Genomic DNA, 19,885 nt, shown 5'->3' with positions numbered 1-19,885 from the left:
GGCTCGGGCGGGGTCCGTACGCCTCGGCGACGGCGGCGAAACGGAGTGCCGGCCGGGACGGGCATACGGGATGACGGCCGGGACGGGAGAGTCCGGCCTGCGGAGTACGGCGGGGGCGCCGCCGGTCGTGGCACGACGGCGCCCGCGGTGGTCAGGCGGTGGGCGACTCGACCACGGCGAGGGTGCCGTCGAGGTAGGCGGTGCGGGACGCGCGGCGCTGGATCTTGCCGCTGGACGTCTTGGGGATCGTCCCCGGCTGGACCAGGACGACCTCGTGCACGGAGACCCCGTGGGCGTCGCCGATGGCCGCCCGCACGGCGTCGGTGATCTTCTCGCGTTCGCCGGCCGCGTCGGGTGCGATCTCGGCGACCAGGACGGGCCGTTCGCCGTCGACGCCGCTGTCGACGGAGAAGGCGGCGGTGCAGCCGGGCCGCAGCGCGGGGTGGGCCGTCTCGGCGGCCAGCTCCAGGTCCTGGGGGTAGTGGTTGCGTCCGTCGATGACCATGAGGTCCTTGAGCCGGCCGGTGACGAACAGCTCTCCGTCCCGCAGGAAGCCGAGGTCACCGGTGCGCAGGAAGCGGCCTTCCCGCCCGGCGAGGGTGGCGCGGAAGGTCTCGCGGGTGGCGAGGGTGTTGCGCCAGTACCCCCGGGCGACGCTGTCGCCCCGCACCCAGATCTCGCCGACCTCCCCCTCGGGCAGCTCCCGCCCCTGTTCGGGGTCGGCGATGACGACGGTGACACCGTCGCCGGGCCGGCCGCAGCCGACGGCGGCCGTGTCGGTGAGGGTGCCGTCGGAGGCGTACAGGACGGGGGGCGTGGCGGGCGAGCCGCCGCTGACCATGAGGGTGGCCTCGGCGAGGCCGTAGCAGGGGTAGAGGGCCTCGCGGCGGAAGCCGGCGGGGGCGAAGGTGTCGGCGAAGCGGCGCAGGGTGGCGGCGCGTACGGGTTCGGCGCCGTTGAAGGCGACCTTCCAGGCGCTCAGGTCGAGGCTGTCGAGGAGTTCGGGGGTGGCGTGCTTGAGGCAGAGTTCGTAGGCGAAGTTGGGGGCGCCGCTGGTGTGCGGGCGGTAGCGGCTGACGGCGATCGGCCAGCGCTCGGGCTTCTGCAGGAAGTGCAGGGGCGAGAAGAGGGTGGCGGTGGCGCCGAGGTGGAGGGTGTTGAGGACCGGACCGATCAGGCCCATGTCGTGATAGACGGGCAGCCAGCTGACGAAGAGTTCGTGGCCGTACTCCGCGATGACGTCCGGGGTGTGCCCCATCTGGGCGGCGATGACGCGCTCGTTGTCGAGCAGGTTGCCGTGGGTGACGACGACGCCGCGCGGGGCGGAGGTGGAGCCGGAGGTGTACTGGAGGAAGGCGACGGAGTCGGGGGTGAGGTCGGGTTCGCGCCAGGCGGCGGCCGCCTCGTCGGGTATGTCCTCGGTGGCCACGCGGGTGATGTGGGCCAGTTCGGGAAGGTCCTCGGCGAAGGCGGCGAGGGCGGCGATCACCTCGCGGCCGCCGAGGATGACCTGGGCGTCGGCGTCGGCGATCAGGCGCTTCATCCGGGTCAGCGCCCGGTGGTTGCGCGCCCGCCCCTGCGGGGGGACGCCGGGGACGGCGATGGCTCCGGCGGACAGGCAGCCGAGGAATCCGGAGACGAACTCCAGCCCCGCCGGGTAGAGCAACAGGGCGCGCGCGCCGGCGAGTCCGCGTTCCTGTAACCAGGCGGCGACGGCGCGGGAGCGGGTGGCGAGCCGTGCGTAGGAGATCTCCTGGATCTCTCCGTCGCAGTCCCCCGTGACGAGGTGGCGGTAGGCGGTTCGGTCGGGCTGGTGCGAGGCGTGCGTGGTCAGCTGGTCGACCAGGGAACGTGCCATGGCGTGGAGTCTCACCTGTCCGGATACGACGACGGGGAACTGGAGTTCGACATTCAGGCAGTCTTGCTACCGGCGAGTAACACCCTAGCAAGGCCACTCGCTCGAAATGTCGAACACAGGTAAACCCTACGTGTCCAACAGAGTCGAACCATCCCTCAACAGCCGCACGCCGGACGCCCGTTCGCCCGCGAACGTTCAGAACCCCACGGGATCGCGCACGACAGGACAGCCCGGGCGCCTCGCCGGCGCCGACGATCACCCAAACCACCCGCGCTCGATGAAGTTCCCCCAAATGCCCCTTAAGGGAAATCGACCTATCGTGCTGTCTATGGAGCACGCACTCAGCCCAGCGGTCCTGTCCGAGTTGCGCCGCCCGCGCCCCTATCCGGCGGTGTCCGTGCTGACGCCGACACACCGCCGTGAACCGGAGAACGCCCAGGATCCGGTCCGGCTGCGCAATGTCGTGGCCGAGGCCAAGAAGCAGCTGGAGGCCGACCCCTCGGTGACCCGTGAGCGCCGCGTCGACGTCGCCCACGAACTCGACCGGGCGCTGGCGGAGGTCGATCTCGCGCACGCGGAGGACGGTCTGGTGATCTTCGCCGCCCCGGGCGAGCACCAGGTGTGGTCCCTCTCCCGCGAGGTGCCCGAACGCGTCGTCCTGTCGGACACCTTCCTCACCCGCAACCTGGTCTCCGCACAGGCCGCCGAGCGGCCGTTCTGGGTGCTGTCGGTCTCGCCCGACCGGATCACCCTGTGGAACGGCGGCCCCGACCGCGTGACCGAGGCCCGCACCGGCGGCTTCCCGCTCACCCGGGACACCCGGGCGAACTTCGACGCCGAGCGGCAGGAGCAGATCGGCGACATGCCGAGCACCTTCCGCGACGAGGACACCCGACACTTCCTGCGCGACGCCGACACCGCGCTGACCAAGCTCCTGCGCGACGAACCGCGACCGCTGTACGTCACCGGTGAGCAGGCCGCGCTGTCCGCGCTGGACGACGTCGGCACCGCCGTGCGCGACGCCGTCCACATCCCGCACGGCGGCCTGGCCCGCGGCACGCCGCAGGCCGTGTGGCAGGCGATCCAGCCGGTCATCGCCGCCCGGGCCCGGGAGGACACCGACGCGGTGGCCCGGGAGCTGGTCTCCGCCCTCGGCCGCAAGGAGTTCGCGGCCGGCGTCGACGAGGTCTGGCGCACCTCCCGCGAGGGCCGGGTGCGGCTGCTCGCCGTCGAGGAGAACTACCGCGTCACCGTGCGCGACTCCGGCGACCATCTGGTGCCGGCCGAGAGCGGCGACCTCGACGCCCGCGAGGACATCGTGGACGAGATCGTCGAGCAGTGCCTGGAGACGGGCGCCGAGGTGCGCTTCGTCCCGGACGGCACGCTCGGGGAGGCACAGGGAATCGCGGGCGTCCTGCGCTACTGACGGGGCTGCCGCGCCCCGGACGACGTCCTCCGCGACCCCGGCGCCGACCGCGCCCTCTCCCGGCGGCATACGCTACGGCGTGATCGCCGACCGGGAGGAGGGCGCGTGAGTGACCTGCTGGGCGTGGCCGTGCTGGGCGCCGGCCACATGGGTGCCGACCACATACGACGTCTCGACCGCGTAGTGAGCGGAGCCAGGGTGGCCGCGGTGGCCGACCCCGACGCCGACCGGGCGAAGGAGGCGGCCGCCGGGATCGCCGGTGTCTCCCTGCACACGGAGACCGAGGCCGCGCTGGACGCGCCCGGCGTGGCGGCCGTGCTGATCGCCTCCCCCGGCCCCGCGCACGAGGACGCCCTGCTCGCCGCCTTCGCGCGCGGCCTGCCGGTGCTGTGCGAGAAGCCGATGGTGCCGGACTCGGCGGGCGCGCTGCGCGTGGTGGAGGCGGAGGCACGGCTCGGACGGCGCCTCGCGCAGATCGGTTTCATGCGGCGCTACGACGCCGGGTACCGCAGGCTGAAGCAGGTGCTGGACGACGGTGAGCTGGGACGCCCGCTGATGCTGCACTGCGTCCACCGCAACGTCTCCTCACCGGCCGACTTCACCAGCGCGATGCTCATCAACAGCTCGGTGTCGCACGAGATCGACGCGGCCCGCTGGCTGCTCGGCCAGGAGCTGACCGCGGTGACCGTGCTGCGGCCCCGCGCCTCAGCCGGCGCCCCCGAGGGGCTGCTGGACCCGCAGTTCGTGCTGTTCGAGACGGACGGGGGCGCCCTCGTCGACGTCGAGGTCTTCGTCAACTGCGGCTTCGGCTACCAGGTGCGCTGCGAGGCGGTGTGCGAGGCGGGCAGCGCCCGGACCGGCGAGGAGCACGGCACGCTGGTCACCGCGCGCGGCACGGCCGGCCGGGACGTCCCGCAGGACTACCTGGTGCGCTTCGCCGACGCCTACGACCGCGAGGTGCAGGCGTGGGTCGACGCCACCCGGCGGGGCCGGGTCACCGGCCCCGGCGCCTGGGACGGCTACGCCGCCTCGGTGGTCGCCGAGGCCGGGGTCCGGGCGCTGGAGACCGGCACCCGCACGGGTGTCGACCTCGCCCCGCGCCCGGACCTGTACGCGCCCGAGGTCAGCCGCTGACGCTGGGCGCGCCCGTCTCCAGATGCCCGGTGAACCGGCGCGACCAGGTCGCGTCGGAGTCGACGGTCACCGTGAAGTCGTACCAGCCGTTCTGGTACGCGACGGCGTTGAACCAGTCCTCCGCCGAGGCTCCCGCGGCGACGGTGTAGGTCCAGGGACCGTCGGTGCGGTAGTGGGTGGAGGTGATGGTGAACGTCACCGAGGACGCGCCCGAGTTGGCCATCCTGAAGTAGATCGCGAGCTTGCCCGTGCCGGGCTCGACGGCGTAACGGGTGCTCACCTCGGCCGACTTGCCCGCCTTGGTGGCGTCCCCCTTGAAGCGGCGCAGGAAGCGGTTGGGGCCGATCATGGTCAGGTCGTACTTGCCGCCGCCGAAACCCGTGCCGATGTTGAAGGAGTCGGTGACGGTGCCGCCCGCGTCGACCGTGTACTGGTACGGCGTGGTGTCGCGGTAGGCGTTGGGGTGGACGGAGAAGTGCGCGGCCCTGGCCGCCGGGCCGCCCTGGTTGGTCATGGTGAACCAGGCGAGGATCTTGCCGGCGGCCCCGAACTCCAGGCGGTCCAGGTATCCGCCCAGCTGGTACGGCAGCGCGCGGGCCGGACGGGTGCCGGGCTCCTGGGCGGGCAGGGCGTTGTCCGTCGGCACCGGGTTGGGCAGCGGCCCGCAGGCGGCCATGCCGATGACGCTCGTCGCGGGCAGCGGGACCGGACCGTGGACCGGGTTGGCGAAGTCGAAGACGCCGGTCAGGTCGCCGCTCACCCTGCGCCGCCAGTCGCTGATGTGGGGGCACCTGGCCGGCGTGCCGAGCGCTGCCGTCCAGGTCTCCAGGAAACGCAGCACCGAGGTGTGTTCGAAGACCTCCGAGGACACCCAGCCGCCGCGCGTCCACGGCGAGACGACGATCACCGGGACCCGGAAACCGAAGCCGTACGGCACCCCGTTGAGGAACTCGCCCGGGGTTCCCGCGGGCGGGGCCGGGGGCGGGACGTGGTCGAAGCAGCCGTCGTTCTCGTCGTAGTTGAGGAACAGGACGGTGCTGTCGAACACGTCCTGGTCGGCGGCGAGGGCCTGGTATACGAGGCTGACGAAGTGGGCGCCGTCGCCGGGCGGGGCGTAGGGGTGCTCGGAGAAGGCCTGGTTGGGGACCACCCAGGAGACCTGCGGGAGGGTGCCGGCGAGGACGTCGGCCTTGATGGCGGCGGCGATGTCGTCGGGGGTCGAGCCGGTCACCTTCGGCACGGAGGACATGCCCCGGTCGTGGAGGGGGTTGCCCGCCGGGGCGTTCGCGAAGTTCTTGAAGTAGGCGCAGCCGTTGTCGCCGTAGTTGTCCGCCGCGTTCTGGTAGACCTTCCAGGTCACCCCGGCGGCCTGAAGCGCCTCGGCGTAGTTCTGCCAGGTCAGGCCCGACTCGTCGCCGCCGTCGTAGCTGGTGGCGTCGACCTTGCCGCTCCACAGATAGGTGCGGTTGGGGCCGGTCGCGCTGAGCGTGGAGCAGAAGTAGGCGTCGCAGATCGTGTAGTTGTCGGCGAGCGCGTAGTGGAAGGGTATGTCGCGGCGGTCCAGGTAGCCGAGCGAGCGGACGTTGCCGACGCCCGCGACCCAGTTGTCGAGGCGGCCCTTGTTCCAGGCCGCGTGCTGGGAGGACCAGGAGTGCGGGAGGTCGCCGTTGCACTGGGCGAGGGTCTCGCCGTCCGCGCCGCCGGCGGCGGGGGTGGCGCCGAGCCGCCACGGATACTGGCGGCCGGAGCCGTTCGGCTGGTCGAAGACCGAGTGCCCGCCGGCGAGGGTGATGCCGCTGCGGTCGTCGAAGCCGCGCACACCCTTCATCCGCCCGAAGTAGTGGTCGAAGCTGCGGTTCTCCTGCATGAGGATCACCACGTGCCGCACGTCGGCGATCGTGCCCGTCGCGGTGGTCGCCGCCGCGGCCGGGCGCGTGCCCGCCCCCGCGGAGATGCCCGCCGCCACGGATGCGCCGAGCCCCACGAACCCTCTTCGGCTGATCGGTGTCATTCGCCCCGCCCTCGTCCAGGAGGGTGCCCCTGCGGCACGCCGCGCGCCAGGGTGCCCGCGAGGGCCGTCACGGTCCATACCCGCGCGGTGAGACGGAGATGAACAGAAGCCGAAGCCCGCGCCGGTCCGGCGGCCCGTGCGCTCAGACCCCGTCGAACAGGGCGGCGAGGCCCCGGTCGACGACCGCGCCCACGTCCTCCTGACCGGCGGCGACCACGGCGTAGCTGCGCAGCAGGAAGCGGCGCAGGGCGGCGGTGTCGAACTGGAGCAGGGCCAGCCCGTTCGGCGAGTGGAATTCCAGGACCGTACGGGCCCGGCCGCAGGGCCAGAGCTGTACGTCACCGCTGCCGGCCGGGCCGCGCAGTCCGTCCTCCAGCAGGGAGCGGGCGAAGCTCCAGGTGACGCCCTCGCCGTCGAGGCAGACGTCCGCCGGGAAGTCGACGTGCACGGCCAGCGGGTCGGCGGAGCCGTAGCGGAGGGTGGCGGGAACGGGCAGTTCCTGCTCTCCGTCGGTGATCAGTCGGGCGCGGACGGGCTGTTCCAGCGTGATGTCCATGCTTGTAGGACCCCGATGGCACCGGTCCCCGTACAGGGAACCGACCCTCAATTCCTGTGAGCTGCGTCACAGCTCACAGCGCACGAACGGACGTCCACCGAACAGCCGACCGGAGGGCCGAACACACGTCCCACGGGTCCCTCAAGTCGCGTACGTCACCTACGATTTGATCCCATGAACGGGCGCGCCGAGGGTACAGGCGGAACCACCCTTGAAGACTCTGGCATATGCCAGATGCACCACCGTATCGTGTGTTGCCAAATCCCTTACACGGCGTCGCGGGCTGTGCAACAGTCGTAACGGTCCCCGTCCGTCCCCTCCCCGGATCGTCCCCGCATCGGAGTGCGTCATGCCGTCCCATCTGTCTGCGGATCACCCGGCCGCCCAGCCGCCCGGACGCGGCTCGGTCGACGCGCTGATAACGCAGACGCGACGGCTCAAGGGCGACGTGGACGCCGTACGACAGGACACCCGGGGCGACGGATCGGACCCGCAGGAACGCTGGCAGCGCGCCCTGTGCGACCTGGCACTGCATCAACTCAACGACCTCGACGAGCACTTGGCGCAGCTGCGGGACGGCCCGCCCACGCCGGCCGCCGCCCCCGACAGCGCACCTCCCGCCGCTGCCGCGCCGGCCGCTCCCCGGCGCGGCTCCCTGCTCAGCCGCGTCGGCAGCGCGGAGTGGAACCTGCTGACCGACGAGGCCGTGTGGTCCGGCGAGCTCTACCAGATCCTCGGCCGGGACCCCGACGCGGCCCCGCTCACCCTCGACGAACTCCCCGCCCTCGTCCTGGAGGAGGACCGGCGCAAGCTGACGGCGATGGTCACGGACTGTCTCGTCGACGCACGGCCCATCGACGGGGAGTTCCGGGTGGTCCACCCGGACGGCGAGATCCGCACCGTGCACATGATGGGCGAACCCGTGCTCGACACCGACGGCAGCACCGCCTCGATGTGGGCCGTGCTGCGGGACGTGAGCGAACTGCGCCGCAGCGAACGGGTGGTGAGCGAGACCCGTGACTCGCTCCAGCGCCAGCACCACCGCGCGCAGACCGAGCACCGGGTCGCGGTCGAGCTGCAGGAAGCCGTGCTGCCCACATGGCGTGGCTCCCTGCGGCTCCCGCACGCCGGCCCCGGCCCCCTCGATGTAGCCGCCCGCTATCTGCCCGCCGCCACCGCGTCCCTGATCGGCGGCGACTGGTACGACGCGCTCGAACTGCCCGACGGCGACACCCTGCTCAGCGTCGGCGACCTCACCGGCCACGGCCCCACCGTCACCTCGAACATGGCGATGCTGCTGGGCGCCCTGCGGGGCATGGCGCTGGCCGGGACCCGGCCCGGTCACTTGATGAGTCTGCTCAACCAGTTACTCGACGCCACCGCCCAGCCCGCGCTCGGCAGCGCCGTCTGCTGCCGCTACCAGCCCGAACAGCGCACCCTCACCTGGGCGCAGGCCGGACACCCCGCCCCGCTGCTGTTCCGCGACGGGACGGGGCGCCGGCTGGGCGCGCCCGACGGAGTCCTCCTCGGCGCCACCCCGGGCGCCGTCTACGGGCAGGCCGAGGAGATCCTCCGGGCAGGCGATCTGTTGCTCCTGCACACCGACGGACTGATGCCCGGGCATGTGGGAGCGACATCGGTGAACCGCCTCTTCGACCTCGCCGCCCGCCTGGAGGACGCACCCACCGCACAGGACTGCGTGAGGCTGGTCGTGGAGGAGTTCGAGGAGGGCGAACGGGAGGACGACGCCTGCGTCCTCGTGGCCCGCGTGACGGATGGAGACGGGCCGCGCGAGTAAGGGCTCCAGTGACGGCTTGAGCCAGGCCGCGCCGCGTCACGGCGCGGGACACACCACCCCGGGTGGCTTCCTGCGAAGCCGCCCGCTCATGTCTGCGCACTCATGTCTGCGCCGTGCCGCCCTTGCCTCCCCTCGGCTTCGGCAGCGCCAGCCTGATCTCCTCGCGCAGCTCGCTGATCCTCGGGTAGTCGGCGTACTCCGCGGTGAGCCGGTACATCTGGCGCAGCCGGTCCCAGGTGCGGCGGGAGGAGTTCTGCCCCATCGACACCAGGGCGAGCCGGGCGAAGCTGTCCGCCTGTTCGGGGTCGTCGGCGATGAAGCAGGCCGAGGCCATGGACAGGAAGTCGAAGATCTTCGACCGCTCCTGCGCGTCGACCCTCAGGGCGAGCGCCTTGTCCGCGTAGTACCGGGCGTGGACGGCGGCGCCCGGCTCGAACTCGGCCAGCGTGCGATAGGCGAGGGCCTGCATGCCGTACAGATCCGCCTCGTTGAACAGCTGCATCCAGCTCGGCGGCGGCACGTCCCCGTCCCCGGTGACGAAGAGGTCCTCCGCCTGGCCGAGGGTGCGGCGCATGGCCTGCCCCTTGCCCATCGACGCCTGAGCCCAGGCCTCGATGGTGTGGAACATGGCCCGGGTGCGCGGCAGGACCGCGTCCCCGGAGCCGGACTGGGCGAGCTTCATCAGGTCGAGGGCCTCGTCGGGACGGCCCAGGTGCACCATCTGGCGGGCGGCCCGGGAGAGCGCCTCGCTCGCCCGGGGCCGGTCGCCGCCCTCGCGGGCCGCGTGGGCGGCGATGACGAAGTACTTCTGGGCCGTGGGCTCCAGGCCGACGTCGTGCGACATCCAGCCCGCGAGAACGGCCAGGTTGGCGGCGACGCCCCACAGGCGCCGCTGGAGATGGTCGGGATGTCGGTAGGCGAGCATGCCGCCCACCTCGTTGAGCTGTCCCACGACGGCCTTGCGCTGCAGCCCGCCGCCGCGGGCCGCGTCCCAGGCTCGGAACACCTCGACAGAGCGCTCCAGTTCCTCGATCTCCTCGTGCCCGATGGGGGCGGCCTCGTACCGGTCGAACCCAGCGGGGTCGGCATTGAGGGGATGGTCGATGACGGGAGCGTCGGCGGAGAGGGTGGGGTCGGTGTGCAGCCAGTCGTGCATGGCGCTGCTGAGTGCTGATCCCGCGGCGAGCGCGGCACCCGCGCCCACCAAGCCGCGTCGGTTGAGCATGAGGTCCATTCCCGTGAATTCGGTGAGGACCGCGGCGGTCCGCTCGGGCGCCCACGGCACACCGTCGGGATGCTCCTGACTCCCGTCGCCCTGCCGTTTCCCCGTACGCCCGTGCCGGACCAGACCGAGGTCCTCGATGGTCACGACACGGCCGAGACGCTCGGTGAACAGAGCCGCCAGCACCCGCGGTACGGGATCGCGCGGGATCTCTCCCATGTCGATCCACCGCCGCACCCGCGAGGTGTCGGTCGCCAGCTGGGGGTGGCCCATGGCCGCCGCCTGCCGGTTGACCAGCCTCGCGAGCTCCCCCTTCGACCAGCCGGCCAGGCCGAACAGGTCACAGAGGCGGGTGTTGGGTTGTCCGGTCACGTCAAGCCCCCAGGTTCTCGGCTGAGTTGACAGTAGCCCCGGGCGAGTTGCCGGGCGACTATTCGCCAGGGTTCGCCAGGGTGCGCCAGATGGTGTGCCACTGGGCGATGGGTGTCAGGTAGGAACGCGCCACCCCGACCCGGTCGCCAGGGGACACTCCCCAGGGTGCACCCGGGAGACCGGGCCGGGTTGCGCTTTGACGTCGCAGGCACACGAAGGGATCTGTTTCGCCCATGTACGCAGCATCGTCCTCCGTGTCCGCACCGCCCCGGTCGCTGCGCCCCCGCCCGGGTGGCGGCCCCTACCTCGACCCCTCCGCGCGGTCGGCGTCCCCCGCCCCCGCCCTCGGCGTCGGCCGGCCGCGCCGCGCGCCGGGACCCGGCGCTCAGCCGCTCAGCGGGAGACTCGACCTGTCCGGCCCCCAGGGCGCCCAGCTGCGCACCGCGATCGCGTCGGTGCACCGGATCTGCCCGGAGTTCGCCCCGGTGCAGGTGCTGCGCCGCAGTGGGCGCTCCGTCCTGCTGGTCGGCACGACCGGACGCAGCACGGCCGTCGCCAAGTGTTTACTGGACCACTCCCCCGCGTGGGCCGAGCGGATCCGGCACGAGATAGCGGCATACCGCACGTTCGTCCGGCACCGCCCCCCGGTGCGGGTGCCGAGGCTGATCGCGGCGGACCCGGACAACTGCACACTGGTCATCGAGCGGATGCCGGGACGGGCGGCGGCCCTGCTGCGTCACCCCGTCGAGGCCCCGCCCCGGGCCGACATCCGGACGGCGCTGGGGGCGATCTGCCGGCTGAACGCCTGGCGGCCGCCCGCGGGCACGTTCGACGCCCCGCTCGACTACGCGGCCCGGATCTCCCGGTACCACGAGCTCGGTCTGCTGACCGATCGGGACCTGGGCGACCTGCAGAAGCTGCTGCGGGGCATCGCGGCGAGCGCGGGCCGTCAGGGCATGGGCCAGTTCTGCCACGGCGACGCCCTCCTGTCGAACATCCTGCTGTCCCCGGCCGGTCCGGTGCTGGTGGACTGGGAGCACGCGGGCTGGTATCTGCCGGGGTACGACCTGGCGACGCTGTGGTCGGTCCTGGGTGACGCGCCGGCGGCGCGGCAGCACATCAGCAAGATCGCGCAGTCGGCGGGCCCCGCCTCGCGGGACGCCTTCCTGGTGAATCTGATGCTGGTCCTGACCCGGGAGATCCGTACCTACGAGACGGCCGTGCAGCGTTCGATGCACGACACGACCCCGACGGCCCCGGGCACGGCCCACCCGGGTGCCGCGCCGTCCGGCGAGGAACAGCGGCTGCTGCTGAGGCGGCTGCACGACGACTGCCAGCTGGCCCGACGGGCCGTACGCGCGGCGGTCGGCACTCGCTGAGGGGAGGAGAGGCCCGCGGTGCGCCAGAACGGCGGCGCCCGCGGGCCCTCGCTTTTCCCGGATTCCCTCCGGCTTTTTCCGAATTCCCCGCGGCGCGCCGCGCCCGCCACTGGAGTACGCCACTGACGCCCCGCAGGCCCCGCGCCCGCCGTCGCGAAACTCGCCGAAGCCTCGCGTGACGAGGGAATTCGTCCACCTCTGGGCATGATTGACGGATCGTCGGCCAGCCGGTACCACTGACCCAGCCCGGCCCCGCACGCACCCCCCACGCTCCCCTGCCCCAGGAGGCCGCATTGCGAGGATCCGTCAGCGTCCCCAGGCTTCTCCCCCGTCGCGGACGCACCCGAGGAGCCCTCGGCGCGGTGGCGTCGGCGGCGCTCGTCCTGCCCCTGATCGGGGCGGCCCCGTCGCCCGCCCGCCCCTCGTCCGGCGAGCTGCAGCGGGCGTTCGCCGCCGCGGCCGCCGAGTACCACGTCCCGCAGAGCGTCCTGCTGGGCGTCTCCTATCTGCAGTCCCGGTGGGACACGCACGGCGGCGCGCCCAGCGTCACCGGCGGCTACGGGCCGATGCACCTCACCGACGCCCGCACGGCCCTGGCCACTGTCCCGCACCGCAGCGAGGCCGCCGGGGACCCCCGCGGCGACAGCGCCCGCGCGGCGCTCCACCCCGACCGGGAGATCCCGCCGGACGCCGAACTGCCCGCCCGTCTCACGACGCTGCGCAAGGCCGCCGAGCTGACCGGGCTGAGCGCCGGCGCGCTGCGCGGCGACCCGGCCGCCAACATCGCCGGCGGCGCGGCCCTCCTGGCCGCCGCCCAGCGGCGGCTGGGCGAGCCGCTCAGCGGCGACCCGGCCGACTGGTACGGGGCGGTGGCCCGCTTCTCCGGCGCCGACGACACGGCGACGGCCGCCGCGTACGCGCGGGACGTCTACGACGTGATCCGCACCGGCGAGCGGCGCACCACGGACTCCGGCCAGCGCGTCGACCTGCCGGCGCTCCCGGACCTGGTGCCGGACACGGCCCAGTTGGCGCTGACCGGTCTGCGGGTCTCCTCGGCCACGGGCACCGAATGCCCGGCGACCGTGTCCTGCGAGTGGATCCCCGCGCCCTACGAGGAGTTCGGGGACAACGACTACGGCAACCACGACCTGGGCGACCGCCCGGCCTCCCAGCACATCCGGTACATCGTCGTGCACGACACGGAGGGCGGCTGGGAAGGCGTCCTCAACATGGTGCAGGACCCGACGTATGTGTCCTGGCAGTACACCCTGCGCTCCACCGACGGCCACATCGCCCAGCATGTGAAGGCGAAGGACGTGGCCTGGCACGCGGGCAACTGGTACGTGAACGCCACGTCGATCGGCCTGGAGCACGAGGGGTTCCTCGCCCAGCCGGACTCCTGGTACACGGAGGCCATGTACCGCGCGTCGGCCCGGCTGGTGACGTATCTGGCGGCGCAGTACGGCATCCCGCTGGACCGGCAGCACATCCTGGGCCACGACACGGTGCCCGGTCCGACCGCCTCGACGGTCGCCGGGATGCACACCGACCCGGGGCCGTACTGGGACTGGCGGCACTACTTCGAACTGCTGGGCCACCCGCTCAAGCGGACGGCCGGCAAGAGCGGCGGCATGGTGACGATCCGCCCGGACTACGCGGCCAACCAGCCGGTGTTCACGGGCTGTACGACGGGGGGCGCGCCCTGCGCGGCGCACGGTTCCAGCGAGGTGCGGCTGTACACCGACCACGACGAGAACGCGCCGCTGATCAAGGACATCGGCCTGGGCTCGGCCCCGACGACCGACGTCAACGACCTGTCCTCACGCGTGTCCACCGGACAGCAGTACGCGGTCGCCGACCGGTGGGGCGACTGGACGGCGATCTGGTACCTGGGGCAGAAGGCGTGGTTCCGGAACCCGGCGAAGCAGCCGACGGCGGTGCCCGCGTCGGGCCTGGTGGTCACGCCCAAGGACGGCGTGGACAGCGTCCCGGTGTACGGGCGCGCCTACCCCGAGGCGTCGGCGTATCCGCAGGGCGTGCCCGCGCAGTCGGTCTCGCCGCTGCCGTACACCCTGCCGAAGGGCCAGCGGTACGTCCTCGGCGACACGGTGCCCGGTGAGTACTACTACGCGGTGACCTTCTCGGCCGACTCGCACCGGGTGGTCGTGGGCAAGGACCTGTACTACGAGATCCAGTACGGCCACCGGGTGGCGTTCGTGCGGGCCGCGGATGTGCGGCTGGTGACGTCGGCGTCCTAGCGACGCTGTGTCGCGGGGGCCGTCAGCCCTGCTGGAAAAGCTCCGCAGGGAGCGGCTTCAGCAGGGCGTACAGGTCGTCGGTGATGGGGCGGTCCCAGGCGGCGATGGTGACCAGCACCTGGTCGCTGCGGTCGAACTGCACACAGGAGATACGGCTCTCGGAGAGCTTGAGGCGCCGCACGATCAGAAGGTTGTCGCCCTGCATGACCGGCATGTCCTCGACGCCGACGACGGTCACCTCCTCGTCGTTCTCCAGGGCGATCAGCAGCTGGGCCACCTCGAAGGGGATCTCGCCGTCGGCGACCTCGCGGGCCGGGGAGCCCTCGGGCAGATTGCCGATGATCATCGCGGGGCCGCGGCCACCGAAGAGGTCGTAGCGCAGGAAGACGCCCTGGCAGCTGCCGTCGGGGGCGGGCAGCAGCCCGGCGCCGAGATTGCCGGGCCAGTCGCCCGGATCCATGGCCAGTACGTCGAAGTCGGGCCCGGCGGGGGTGGCGCTGCGGCGGCGGAGGAACGACATGTCGCCATGGTACGTGCCCGGGACCCTTCGGCGCCGTGCGGGAGGGCGGGGTCGGCGGGGGGCCCTCGCAACCGGCCGGGAGAGGTCCTCAGTCCTCCCCCGGCGCGGGTGGCACCACGACCACCGGGCTCGCGGCGTGCAGGAGGACGGCGTGGGTGACGGACCCCAGCAGCCGGGCGAGGGCGGGCAGACGGCGGCGGTGGCGGCCGATCACCACCAGCTCGGCGTCCCGGGAGGCGGCGACCAGGTGTGCGGCCGCGTCCCCGGGCAGCGGGGACGGCGCGGCCGTGACACCGGGGTGCCGCTCGCGGTGGGGGGCGAGGAAGACCTCGGCGAGGGTGCGGATCTCGCTCTCGACGGCCTCCTGGTCGACGGCCTGCGGGACCATCTCGGCGGGGGCCGCCCAGGTCGGGACCGGCCAGGGGTAGGCGGCGACCACCTGGACGCGCGCGTCGCGCCGTGCGGCCTCGGTGAAGGCGAGGTCGAGGACGGCGTCGTCCGGGCTGTCCACGTCGAGGCCGGCGACCACGCGGGGGCCGGGCGCGACGGGGGCGGCGGTGTCGACCCGGCGGCCGGGCCGGGGCACCACCACGACCGGGCACTCGGCGTCGCGGGCAGCGGTCAGCCCGTTGGAGCCGAGGATCAGACCGGCGAAGCCGCCCCGGCCGCGTGAGCCGAGGACCAGCAGCTGGGCCTCGGTGCCGAGGCCGGGCAGCAGGACGCGGGGCGCGCCGTCGAGGCCGACGTACTCCGTCTCCGCCGGCGGCGTCCCGCTCTCCACGCGTGCGCGCGCGCCGGTGAGGACGGGGTCCTCCTCGGGGACGGGCGGCACCACGAGCGGGGTGCCGGGCTGGGTCCAGGCGGCGTACTGGCGTACGTGCGCCACCCGCAGCGGTGCCTCACGCCGGCGTGCGGCGTCGGCGGCCCAGTCGAGGGCGCGCAGGCTGTCCTCGGAACCGTCGACGGCCGCGACGACCGGCAGGCTGCTCATGGTCCACCTCCAGGCCCGACGGCCGGGTCAGGTGAGGTCGAACTCCCCCTCCCGGGCGCCCGACACGAAGGCGCCCCACTCCGCGGAGGTGAAGATCAGGGAAGGGCTCTCGGGACGGCCGCTGTTGCGCATCGCGATGAATCCCTCGACGAAGGCGATCTGGACATCCCCCCGGCCCCTGCTGCTGGACTGCCACTCGGCGTTGCTGAGGTCCAGCTCAGGCTTGTCCCAGCCCGTGAGCGGCTGCTGCTGGATGGTGCTCTCGGCCACGTCCGTGCTCCTCCCGGTTCCGTCGTCCGCGGCCAGCCTAGCGATCGGTCCGGGGTGCCGACAGAGCACGTGAGCGGGACCTTTCCGTGGACCTCGGAGGACTCCCGGGGGACGTTTCGGGAGTCGTTCAGGAGTCCGGGGGCTCGCTGCCCACGAGCCACATGGAGAAGAACTGCGCGCCGCCGCCGTAGGCGTGCCCGAGGACCCGGCGGGCCCGCTCCAGCTGGTGTTCCCCGGCCTGCCCGCGCACCTGGAGCGCGGCTTCGGCGAAGCGGATCATGCCGGAGGCGCCGATGGGGTTGGTGGAGAGCACCCCGCCCGACATGTTGACCGGGAGGTCGCCGTCGAGCTCGGTCACCCCGGACTCGGTGAGCTTCCAGCCCTCGCCCTCGGCGGCGAAGCCGAGGTTCTCCAGCCACATGGGCTCGTACCAGGAGAACGGCACATACATCTCGACGGCGTCGATGTCCCGGCGGGGGTCGGCGATGCCGGCCTGGCGGTAGACGTCGGCCGCGCAGTCCTTGCCGGCCCGCGGGGAGACGAAGTCCTTGCCGGCGAAGAGCGTGGGCTCGCTGCGCATCGCGCCGCCCAGCATCCAGGCGGGCGGCCGGGGTGCGCGGGCGGCTCCGGCGCGGTCGGTGAGGACCATCGCGCAGGCGCCGTCGGAGGAGGGACAGGTCTCGGAGTAGCGGATCGGGTCCCACAGCATGGGCGACGCCTGGACCTTGGCCAGGGTGATGTCGTGCTCGTGGAGGTGCGCGTAGGGGTTCTTCAGCGCGTTGCGCCGGTCCTTGTAGGCGACGAGGGAACCGACGGTGTCGGGTGCCCCGCTGCGCCGCATGTACGCGCGCACGTGCGGGGCGAAGAAGCCGCCGGCGCCGGCCAGCAGGGGCTGCTGGAAGGGGATGGGCAGGGACAGTCCCCACATGGCGTTGGACTCGGACTGCTTCTCGAAGGCGAGGGTGAGGACGGTGCCGTGCACCCGGGCGGCGACGAGGTTGGCCGCCACGAGGGCGGTGGATCCGCCGACCGATCCGGCGGTGTGCACGCGCAGCAGGGGTTTGCCGACGGCGCCGAGCGCGTCGGCGAGGTACAGCTCGGGCATCATGACGCCCTCGAAGAAGTCGGGCGCCTTGCCGATGACCACGGCGTCGATGTCCGCCCAGGTCAACTCGGCGTCGTTCAGAGCCCGTTGGGCCGCCTCCCGGACCAGCCCGGCGATGGAGACGTCCCGCCGTGCCGCCACGTGCTTGGTCTGGCCGACGCCTACGACGGCCACGGGTTCCTTGCTCATCGCGGATCCCCTTCGAGTACGGCGACCAGGTTCTGTTGCAGACACGGGCCGGACGTGGCGTGGGCGAGGGCGCGGTCGGAGGCGCCCCGGTGGACGCGGGCGGCGGCCTCGCCGATGCGGGTCAGACCGGCGGCCATGACGGGGTTGGCGGCGAGGGCGCCGCCGGAGAGGTTCACGCGGACGCTGTCGTCGAGCCGCAGCGCCTTGCGCAGGACGACCTCCTGGGACGCGAAGGGGGCGTGCAACTCGGCGGTGTCGACGGGTCGTTCGAACGCGCCGGCGCGTTCGGCGGCGAGGCGGGTCGAGGGCGAGTCGGTGAGGTCGCGCACGCCGAGGGAGTGGGCCTCGACGCGGTGGTCGATGCCTCGGATCCAGGCGGGCCGCTCGCACAGTTCGCGGGCGCGTTCCCCCGCCGCGAGGATCACTGCGGCGGCGCCGTCGCCGATGGGCGGGCAGTCGCCGGTGCGCAGCGGCCGTACGACATAGTCGCCGCGCGGGACCGAACCCCTCAGCTGGGCGTGGGGGTTGAGGGTCGCGGCCCGTCGGCTGCGGGCGCCGATCGCGGCGAGTTCGGCCTCGTCGGTGTCGCCGGCGTCGATCAGGGCCTGGGCCTGGAGGGCGGCGAGGGCGACGGAGTCGGGCCACAGCGGGGCGACGTAGTACGGGTCGAGCTGGCGGGTCAGCACATCGCGCAGGGGGCCGGGTGAGGACTTGCCGTAGGCGTAGACGAGCGCGGTGTCCGCGTCGCCGGTGCGCAGCTTGGTCCAGGCCTCGTACAGCGCCCAGGCGCCGTCCATCTCGACGTGGGACTCGGAGATCGGGGGCCAGGCGCCGACGCCGTCGAGGGCGAGGGTGAAGGAGAAGGCGCGGCCGGCCAGGTAGTCGCTGGAGCCGGAGCAGGTGAAGCCGATGTCGGCGGCCCGCAGGCCGGTGCGGGCGAGCACCTCGTGCAGGACGGGCATGAGCATCTCCACCTCGGAGAGCTCGTCGGTGGTGCGCAGGGTGTCGGACTGCGCGAAGGCGACGACCGCGATGTCCCGCGTCACAGCAGCTCCTTGTAGGTGTCGTAGTCCGCGTCGGGTTCGCCGGTCGGCCGGTAGTGGTCGGGGTGGCGGGCGCCCTCGGTCCACACGGGTTCGACGCGCAGGCCCATGCGGACCTGGTCGTAGGGGATGCCGCCGATGCGTCCGTGCAGGGCGAGGTCGGCGCCGTCGAGGGCGATGTGCGCGTAGACGTAGGGAACGTCGATGTCGAGGTTCTTGGCCTTGATGTTGACGATGCAGAAGGTGGTGACGGTGCCGCGGGGGCCCACCTCGACCTGTTCCTCCGTGGCGACGCCGCAGGTGGGGCAGGCGCCCCTCGGTGGCACGTACACCTTGCGGCAGGACGGGCAGCGCTCGCCGACCGTCCGGCGTTCGGCGAGCGCGGTGAGGTGGGCGGACTGGGCGCGGCCGGGGGCGTAGGTGTAGTCGAGGCGGGCGGGGGCGACGATCCCGGTGACGGGGTCGGTGAACTCCCCGGTGTGGCCGGTGACATGGTCCGGCTCTCCGTCGTACGGCTCGAAGCAGGCGATGTCGGTGATGGCGCCGGTGCGCCGCTCGGCCCAGCGGACGCGTACCCGCAGGCCGGTGCGCACGGTGTCGGGGCCGGGGGCGTCGAGGGCGTGCAGGAGGGCGGTGTCGGCGCCGTCGAGGCGGACCAGCACCCAGGCGAAGGGGGTGGTGAGGGGCTGGCCCGGGCGGGGCTGGTGGTTCCAGGCCCAGGTGGTGACGGTGCCGGTCGGGGACACCTCGGTGAGGTCGCGCAGTTCCTCGGCGGTGACGGGGTCGTACTCGACGGGCGGTACGAGGGTGCGGCCGTCGGTGGTCCGCACGCCGAGCACGACCCGTTCGCGCAGTCCGGTCAGGAAGGCGCTCTGGACGGGGCCGAGGGAGCGGGTGAAGGGGAACTCGACGACGAGGGGGGCGGTGAGCACTTCGGACACGGGGACTCCTCAGGCGCGCTTGTAGACGGGCGGTCGTTTCTCCGCGAAGGCGCGGGCGCCCTCCTTGGCGTCGGCGGTGTCGAAGACGGGCCAGCCACGGGTGAGTTCGGCGGCGAGGCCGTCGGCCTCGGTCATCTCGGCGGTGGCGTAGACGGACGCCTTGACGGCCTCGACGGCGAGCGGGCCGCAGGCGTTGACCTGTTCGGCGATCTCCAGGGCCCGGTCGAGGGCGGTGCCGTCGGGGACGACGTGTCCGATCAGGCCGATGGCCGCGGCTTCCGTCGCGGTGTAGGGGCGTCCGGTGAGCAGCATCTCCAGGGCGTGGGTGCGCGGGATCTGGCGCTGGAGGCGGACGGTGGAGCCGCCGATCGGGAAGAGGCCGCGCCGGACCTCGAAGAGACCGAAGGTGGCGGACGCGCCGGCGACGCGGATGTCGGTGCCCTGGAGCATCTCGGTGCCGCCGGCGACGCAGTACCCCTCGACGGCGGCGATCACCGGTTTGCGGGGGCGGTGGTGGCGCAGCATGGCCTTCCAGTGCAGGTCGGGATCGGCCTTGAGGCGGTCGCGGTACTCCTCGCCGGCCATGCCCTGTCCGGCGAGGGCCTTGAGGTCCATGCCGGCGCAGAAGTCGCCGCCGGCGCCCGTGAACACGATGGAGCGGATCGCGTCGTCGGCGTCGGCCTCCAGCCAGCCGTCGTACAGGCCGACGAGCATCGGCAGCGAGAGCGCGTTCCTGGCGTCGGGCCTGTCGAGGGTGAGCACGAGTGTGGCGCCTTCGCGCCGCACGGTCAGGTGTTCCGTCCCGCTCATCG

16 protein-coding genes are annotated in these 19,885 nt (G+C 72.9%); 5 read left to right on the top strand and 11 right to left on the bottom strand.

Annotated elements, in window-relative coordinates:
• Positions 1 to 151: 151 nt before the first annotated feature.
• Entirely contained in the window at positions 152 to 1,858 is a 1,707-nt protein-coding gene (locus ACZ5NW_RS05115; protein ID WP_468742328.1) for a fatty acyl-AMP ligase, read from the bottom strand.
• A gap of 328 nt (positions 1,859 to 2,186) precedes the next feature.
• Between ACZ5NW_RS05115 and ACZ5NW_RS05110 the strand changes: the two genes are divergently transcribed.
• Together ACZ5NW_RS05110 and ACZ5NW_RS05105 are read left to right on the top strand one after the other, a co-directional pair.
• Positions 2,187 to 3,284, top strand: a complete 1,098-nt coding sequence (locus tag ACZ5NW_RS05110) for a baeRF3 domain-containing protein (RefSeq protein ID WP_468742327.1) — start codon at positions 2,187 to 2,189, stop codon at positions 3,282 to 3,284.
• 105 nt (positions 3,285 to 3,389) lie between these two features.
• Positions 3,390 to 4,418 (top strand): Gfo/Idh/MocA family protein, encoded by a 1,029-nt coding sequence (locus ACZ5NW_RS05105; protein WP_468742326.1) that lies wholly within the window; start codon positions 3,390 to 3,392, stop codon positions 4,416 to 4,418.
• On the opposite strand, the gene ACZ5NW_RS05100 is transcribed toward ACZ5NW_RS05105, so the two are convergent.
• Both ACZ5NW_RS05100 and ACZ5NW_RS05095 read right to left on the bottom strand, forming a co-directional pair.
• Complete coding sequence (locus tag ACZ5NW_RS05100; protein WP_468742325.1) at positions 4,408 to 6,429, bottom strand: phosphocholine-specific phospholipase C; 2,022 nt, start codon at positions 6,427 to 6,429, stop codon at positions 4,408 to 4,410. The two genes, ACZ5NW_RS05105 and ACZ5NW_RS05100, sit on opposite strands and share 11 nt — an antisense overlap.
• 142 nt (positions 6,430 to 6,571) lie before the next feature.
• Positions 6,572 to 6,985, bottom strand: coding sequence for an SsgA family sporulation/cell division regulator (locus ACZ5NW_RS05095; RefSeq protein ID WP_468742324.1), 414 nt, complete (start codon positions 6,983 to 6,985; stop codon positions 6,572 to 6,574).
• Positions 6,986 to 7,334: 349 nt separating this feature from the next.
• Here ACZ5NW_RS05095 and ACZ5NW_RS05090 point away from each other — a divergent pair, with 349 nt between their 5' ends.
• A complete protein-coding gene (locus ACZ5NW_RS05090) occupies positions 7,335 to 8,783 on the top strand; it encodes a PP2C family protein-serine/threonine phosphatase (RefSeq protein WP_468742323.1) in 1,449 nt (482 codons plus the stop codon).
• A gap of 100 nt (positions 8,784 to 8,883) precedes the next feature.
• Here ACZ5NW_RS05090 and ACZ5NW_RS05085 read toward each other — a convergent pair whose 3' ends face one another.
• A complete protein-coding gene (locus ACZ5NW_RS05085) occupies positions 8,884 to 10,377 on the bottom strand; it encodes a DNA-binding protein NsdB (protein WP_468742322.1) in 1,494 nt (497 codons plus the stop codon).
• A 233-nt stretch (positions 10,378 to 10,610) separates the two neighbouring features.
• Here ACZ5NW_RS05085 and ACZ5NW_RS05080 point away from each other — a divergent pair, with 233 nt between their 5' ends.
• Positions 10,611 to 11,756, top strand: coding sequence for an aminoglycoside phosphotransferase family protein (locus tag ACZ5NW_RS05080; RefSeq protein ID WP_468742321.1), 1,146 nt, complete (start codon positions 10,611 to 10,613; stop codon positions 11,754 to 11,756).
• A 293-nt stretch (positions 11,757 to 12,049) separates the two neighbouring features.
• Entirely contained in the window at positions 12,050 to 14,014 is a 1,965-nt protein-coding gene (locus ACZ5NW_RS05075) for an N-acetylmuramoyl-L-alanine amidase (RefSeq protein WP_468742320.1), read from the top strand.
• Positions 14,015 to 14,036: 22 nt separating this feature from the next.
• On the opposite strand, the gene ACZ5NW_RS05070 is transcribed toward ACZ5NW_RS05075, so the two are convergent.
• From ACZ5NW_RS05070 to ACZ5NW_RS05040, 7 genes are all read right to left on the bottom strand, one after another.
• Complete coding sequence (locus ACZ5NW_RS05070; protein WP_468742319.1) at positions 14,037 to 14,534, bottom strand: hypothetical protein; 498 nt, start codon at positions 14,532 to 14,534, stop codon at positions 14,037 to 14,039.
• An 88-nt stretch (positions 14,535 to 14,622) separates the two neighbouring features.
• Positions 14,623 to 15,525, bottom strand: coding sequence for a universal stress protein (locus ACZ5NW_RS05065; protein WP_468742318.1), 903 nt, complete (start codon positions 15,523 to 15,525; stop codon positions 14,623 to 14,625).
• A 27-nt stretch (positions 15,526 to 15,552) separates the two neighbouring features.
• A complete protein-coding gene (locus ACZ5NW_RS05060) occupies positions 15,553 to 15,795 on the bottom strand; it encodes a DUF397 domain-containing protein (RefSeq protein WP_468742317.1) in 243 nt (80 codons plus the stop codon).
• Positions 15,796 to 15,922: 127 nt separating this feature from the next.
• Positions 15,923 to 17,089, bottom strand: a complete 1,167-nt coding sequence (locus ACZ5NW_RS05055; protein WP_468742316.1) for a thiolase domain-containing protein — start codon at positions 17,087 to 17,089, stop codon at positions 15,923 to 15,925.
• Complete coding sequence (locus ACZ5NW_RS05050; RefSeq protein WP_468742315.1) at positions 17,086 to 18,135, bottom strand: thiolase domain-containing protein; 1,050 nt, start codon at positions 18,133 to 18,135, stop codon at positions 17,086 to 17,088. Before ACZ5NW_RS05050 ends, ACZ5NW_RS05055 begins: the two co-directional genes overlap by 4 nt.
• Positions 18,132 to 19,073, bottom strand: coding sequence for a Zn-ribbon domain-containing OB-fold protein (locus tag ACZ5NW_RS05045; protein ID WP_468742314.1), 942 nt, complete (start codon positions 19,071 to 19,073; stop codon positions 18,132 to 18,134). Before ACZ5NW_RS05045 ends, ACZ5NW_RS05050 begins: the two co-directional genes overlap by 4 nt.
• Positions 19,074 to 19,082: 9 nt before the next feature.
• Positions 19,083 to 19,883: a crotonase/enoyl-CoA hydratase family protein gene (locus ACZ5NW_RS05040; protein WP_468742313.1), complete on the bottom strand. Its 801-nt coding sequence runs from the start codon at positions 19,881 to 19,883 to the stop codon at positions 19,083 to 19,085.
• Positions 19,884 to 19,885: the final 2 nt, after the last annotated feature.

It is taken from the genome of Streptomyces sp. NPDC032126 (assembly GCF_055580085.1).
The sequence above is the reverse complement of the archived record's forward strand: the minus strand, read 5'-3'. Positions and strand labels throughout refer to the sequence as shown.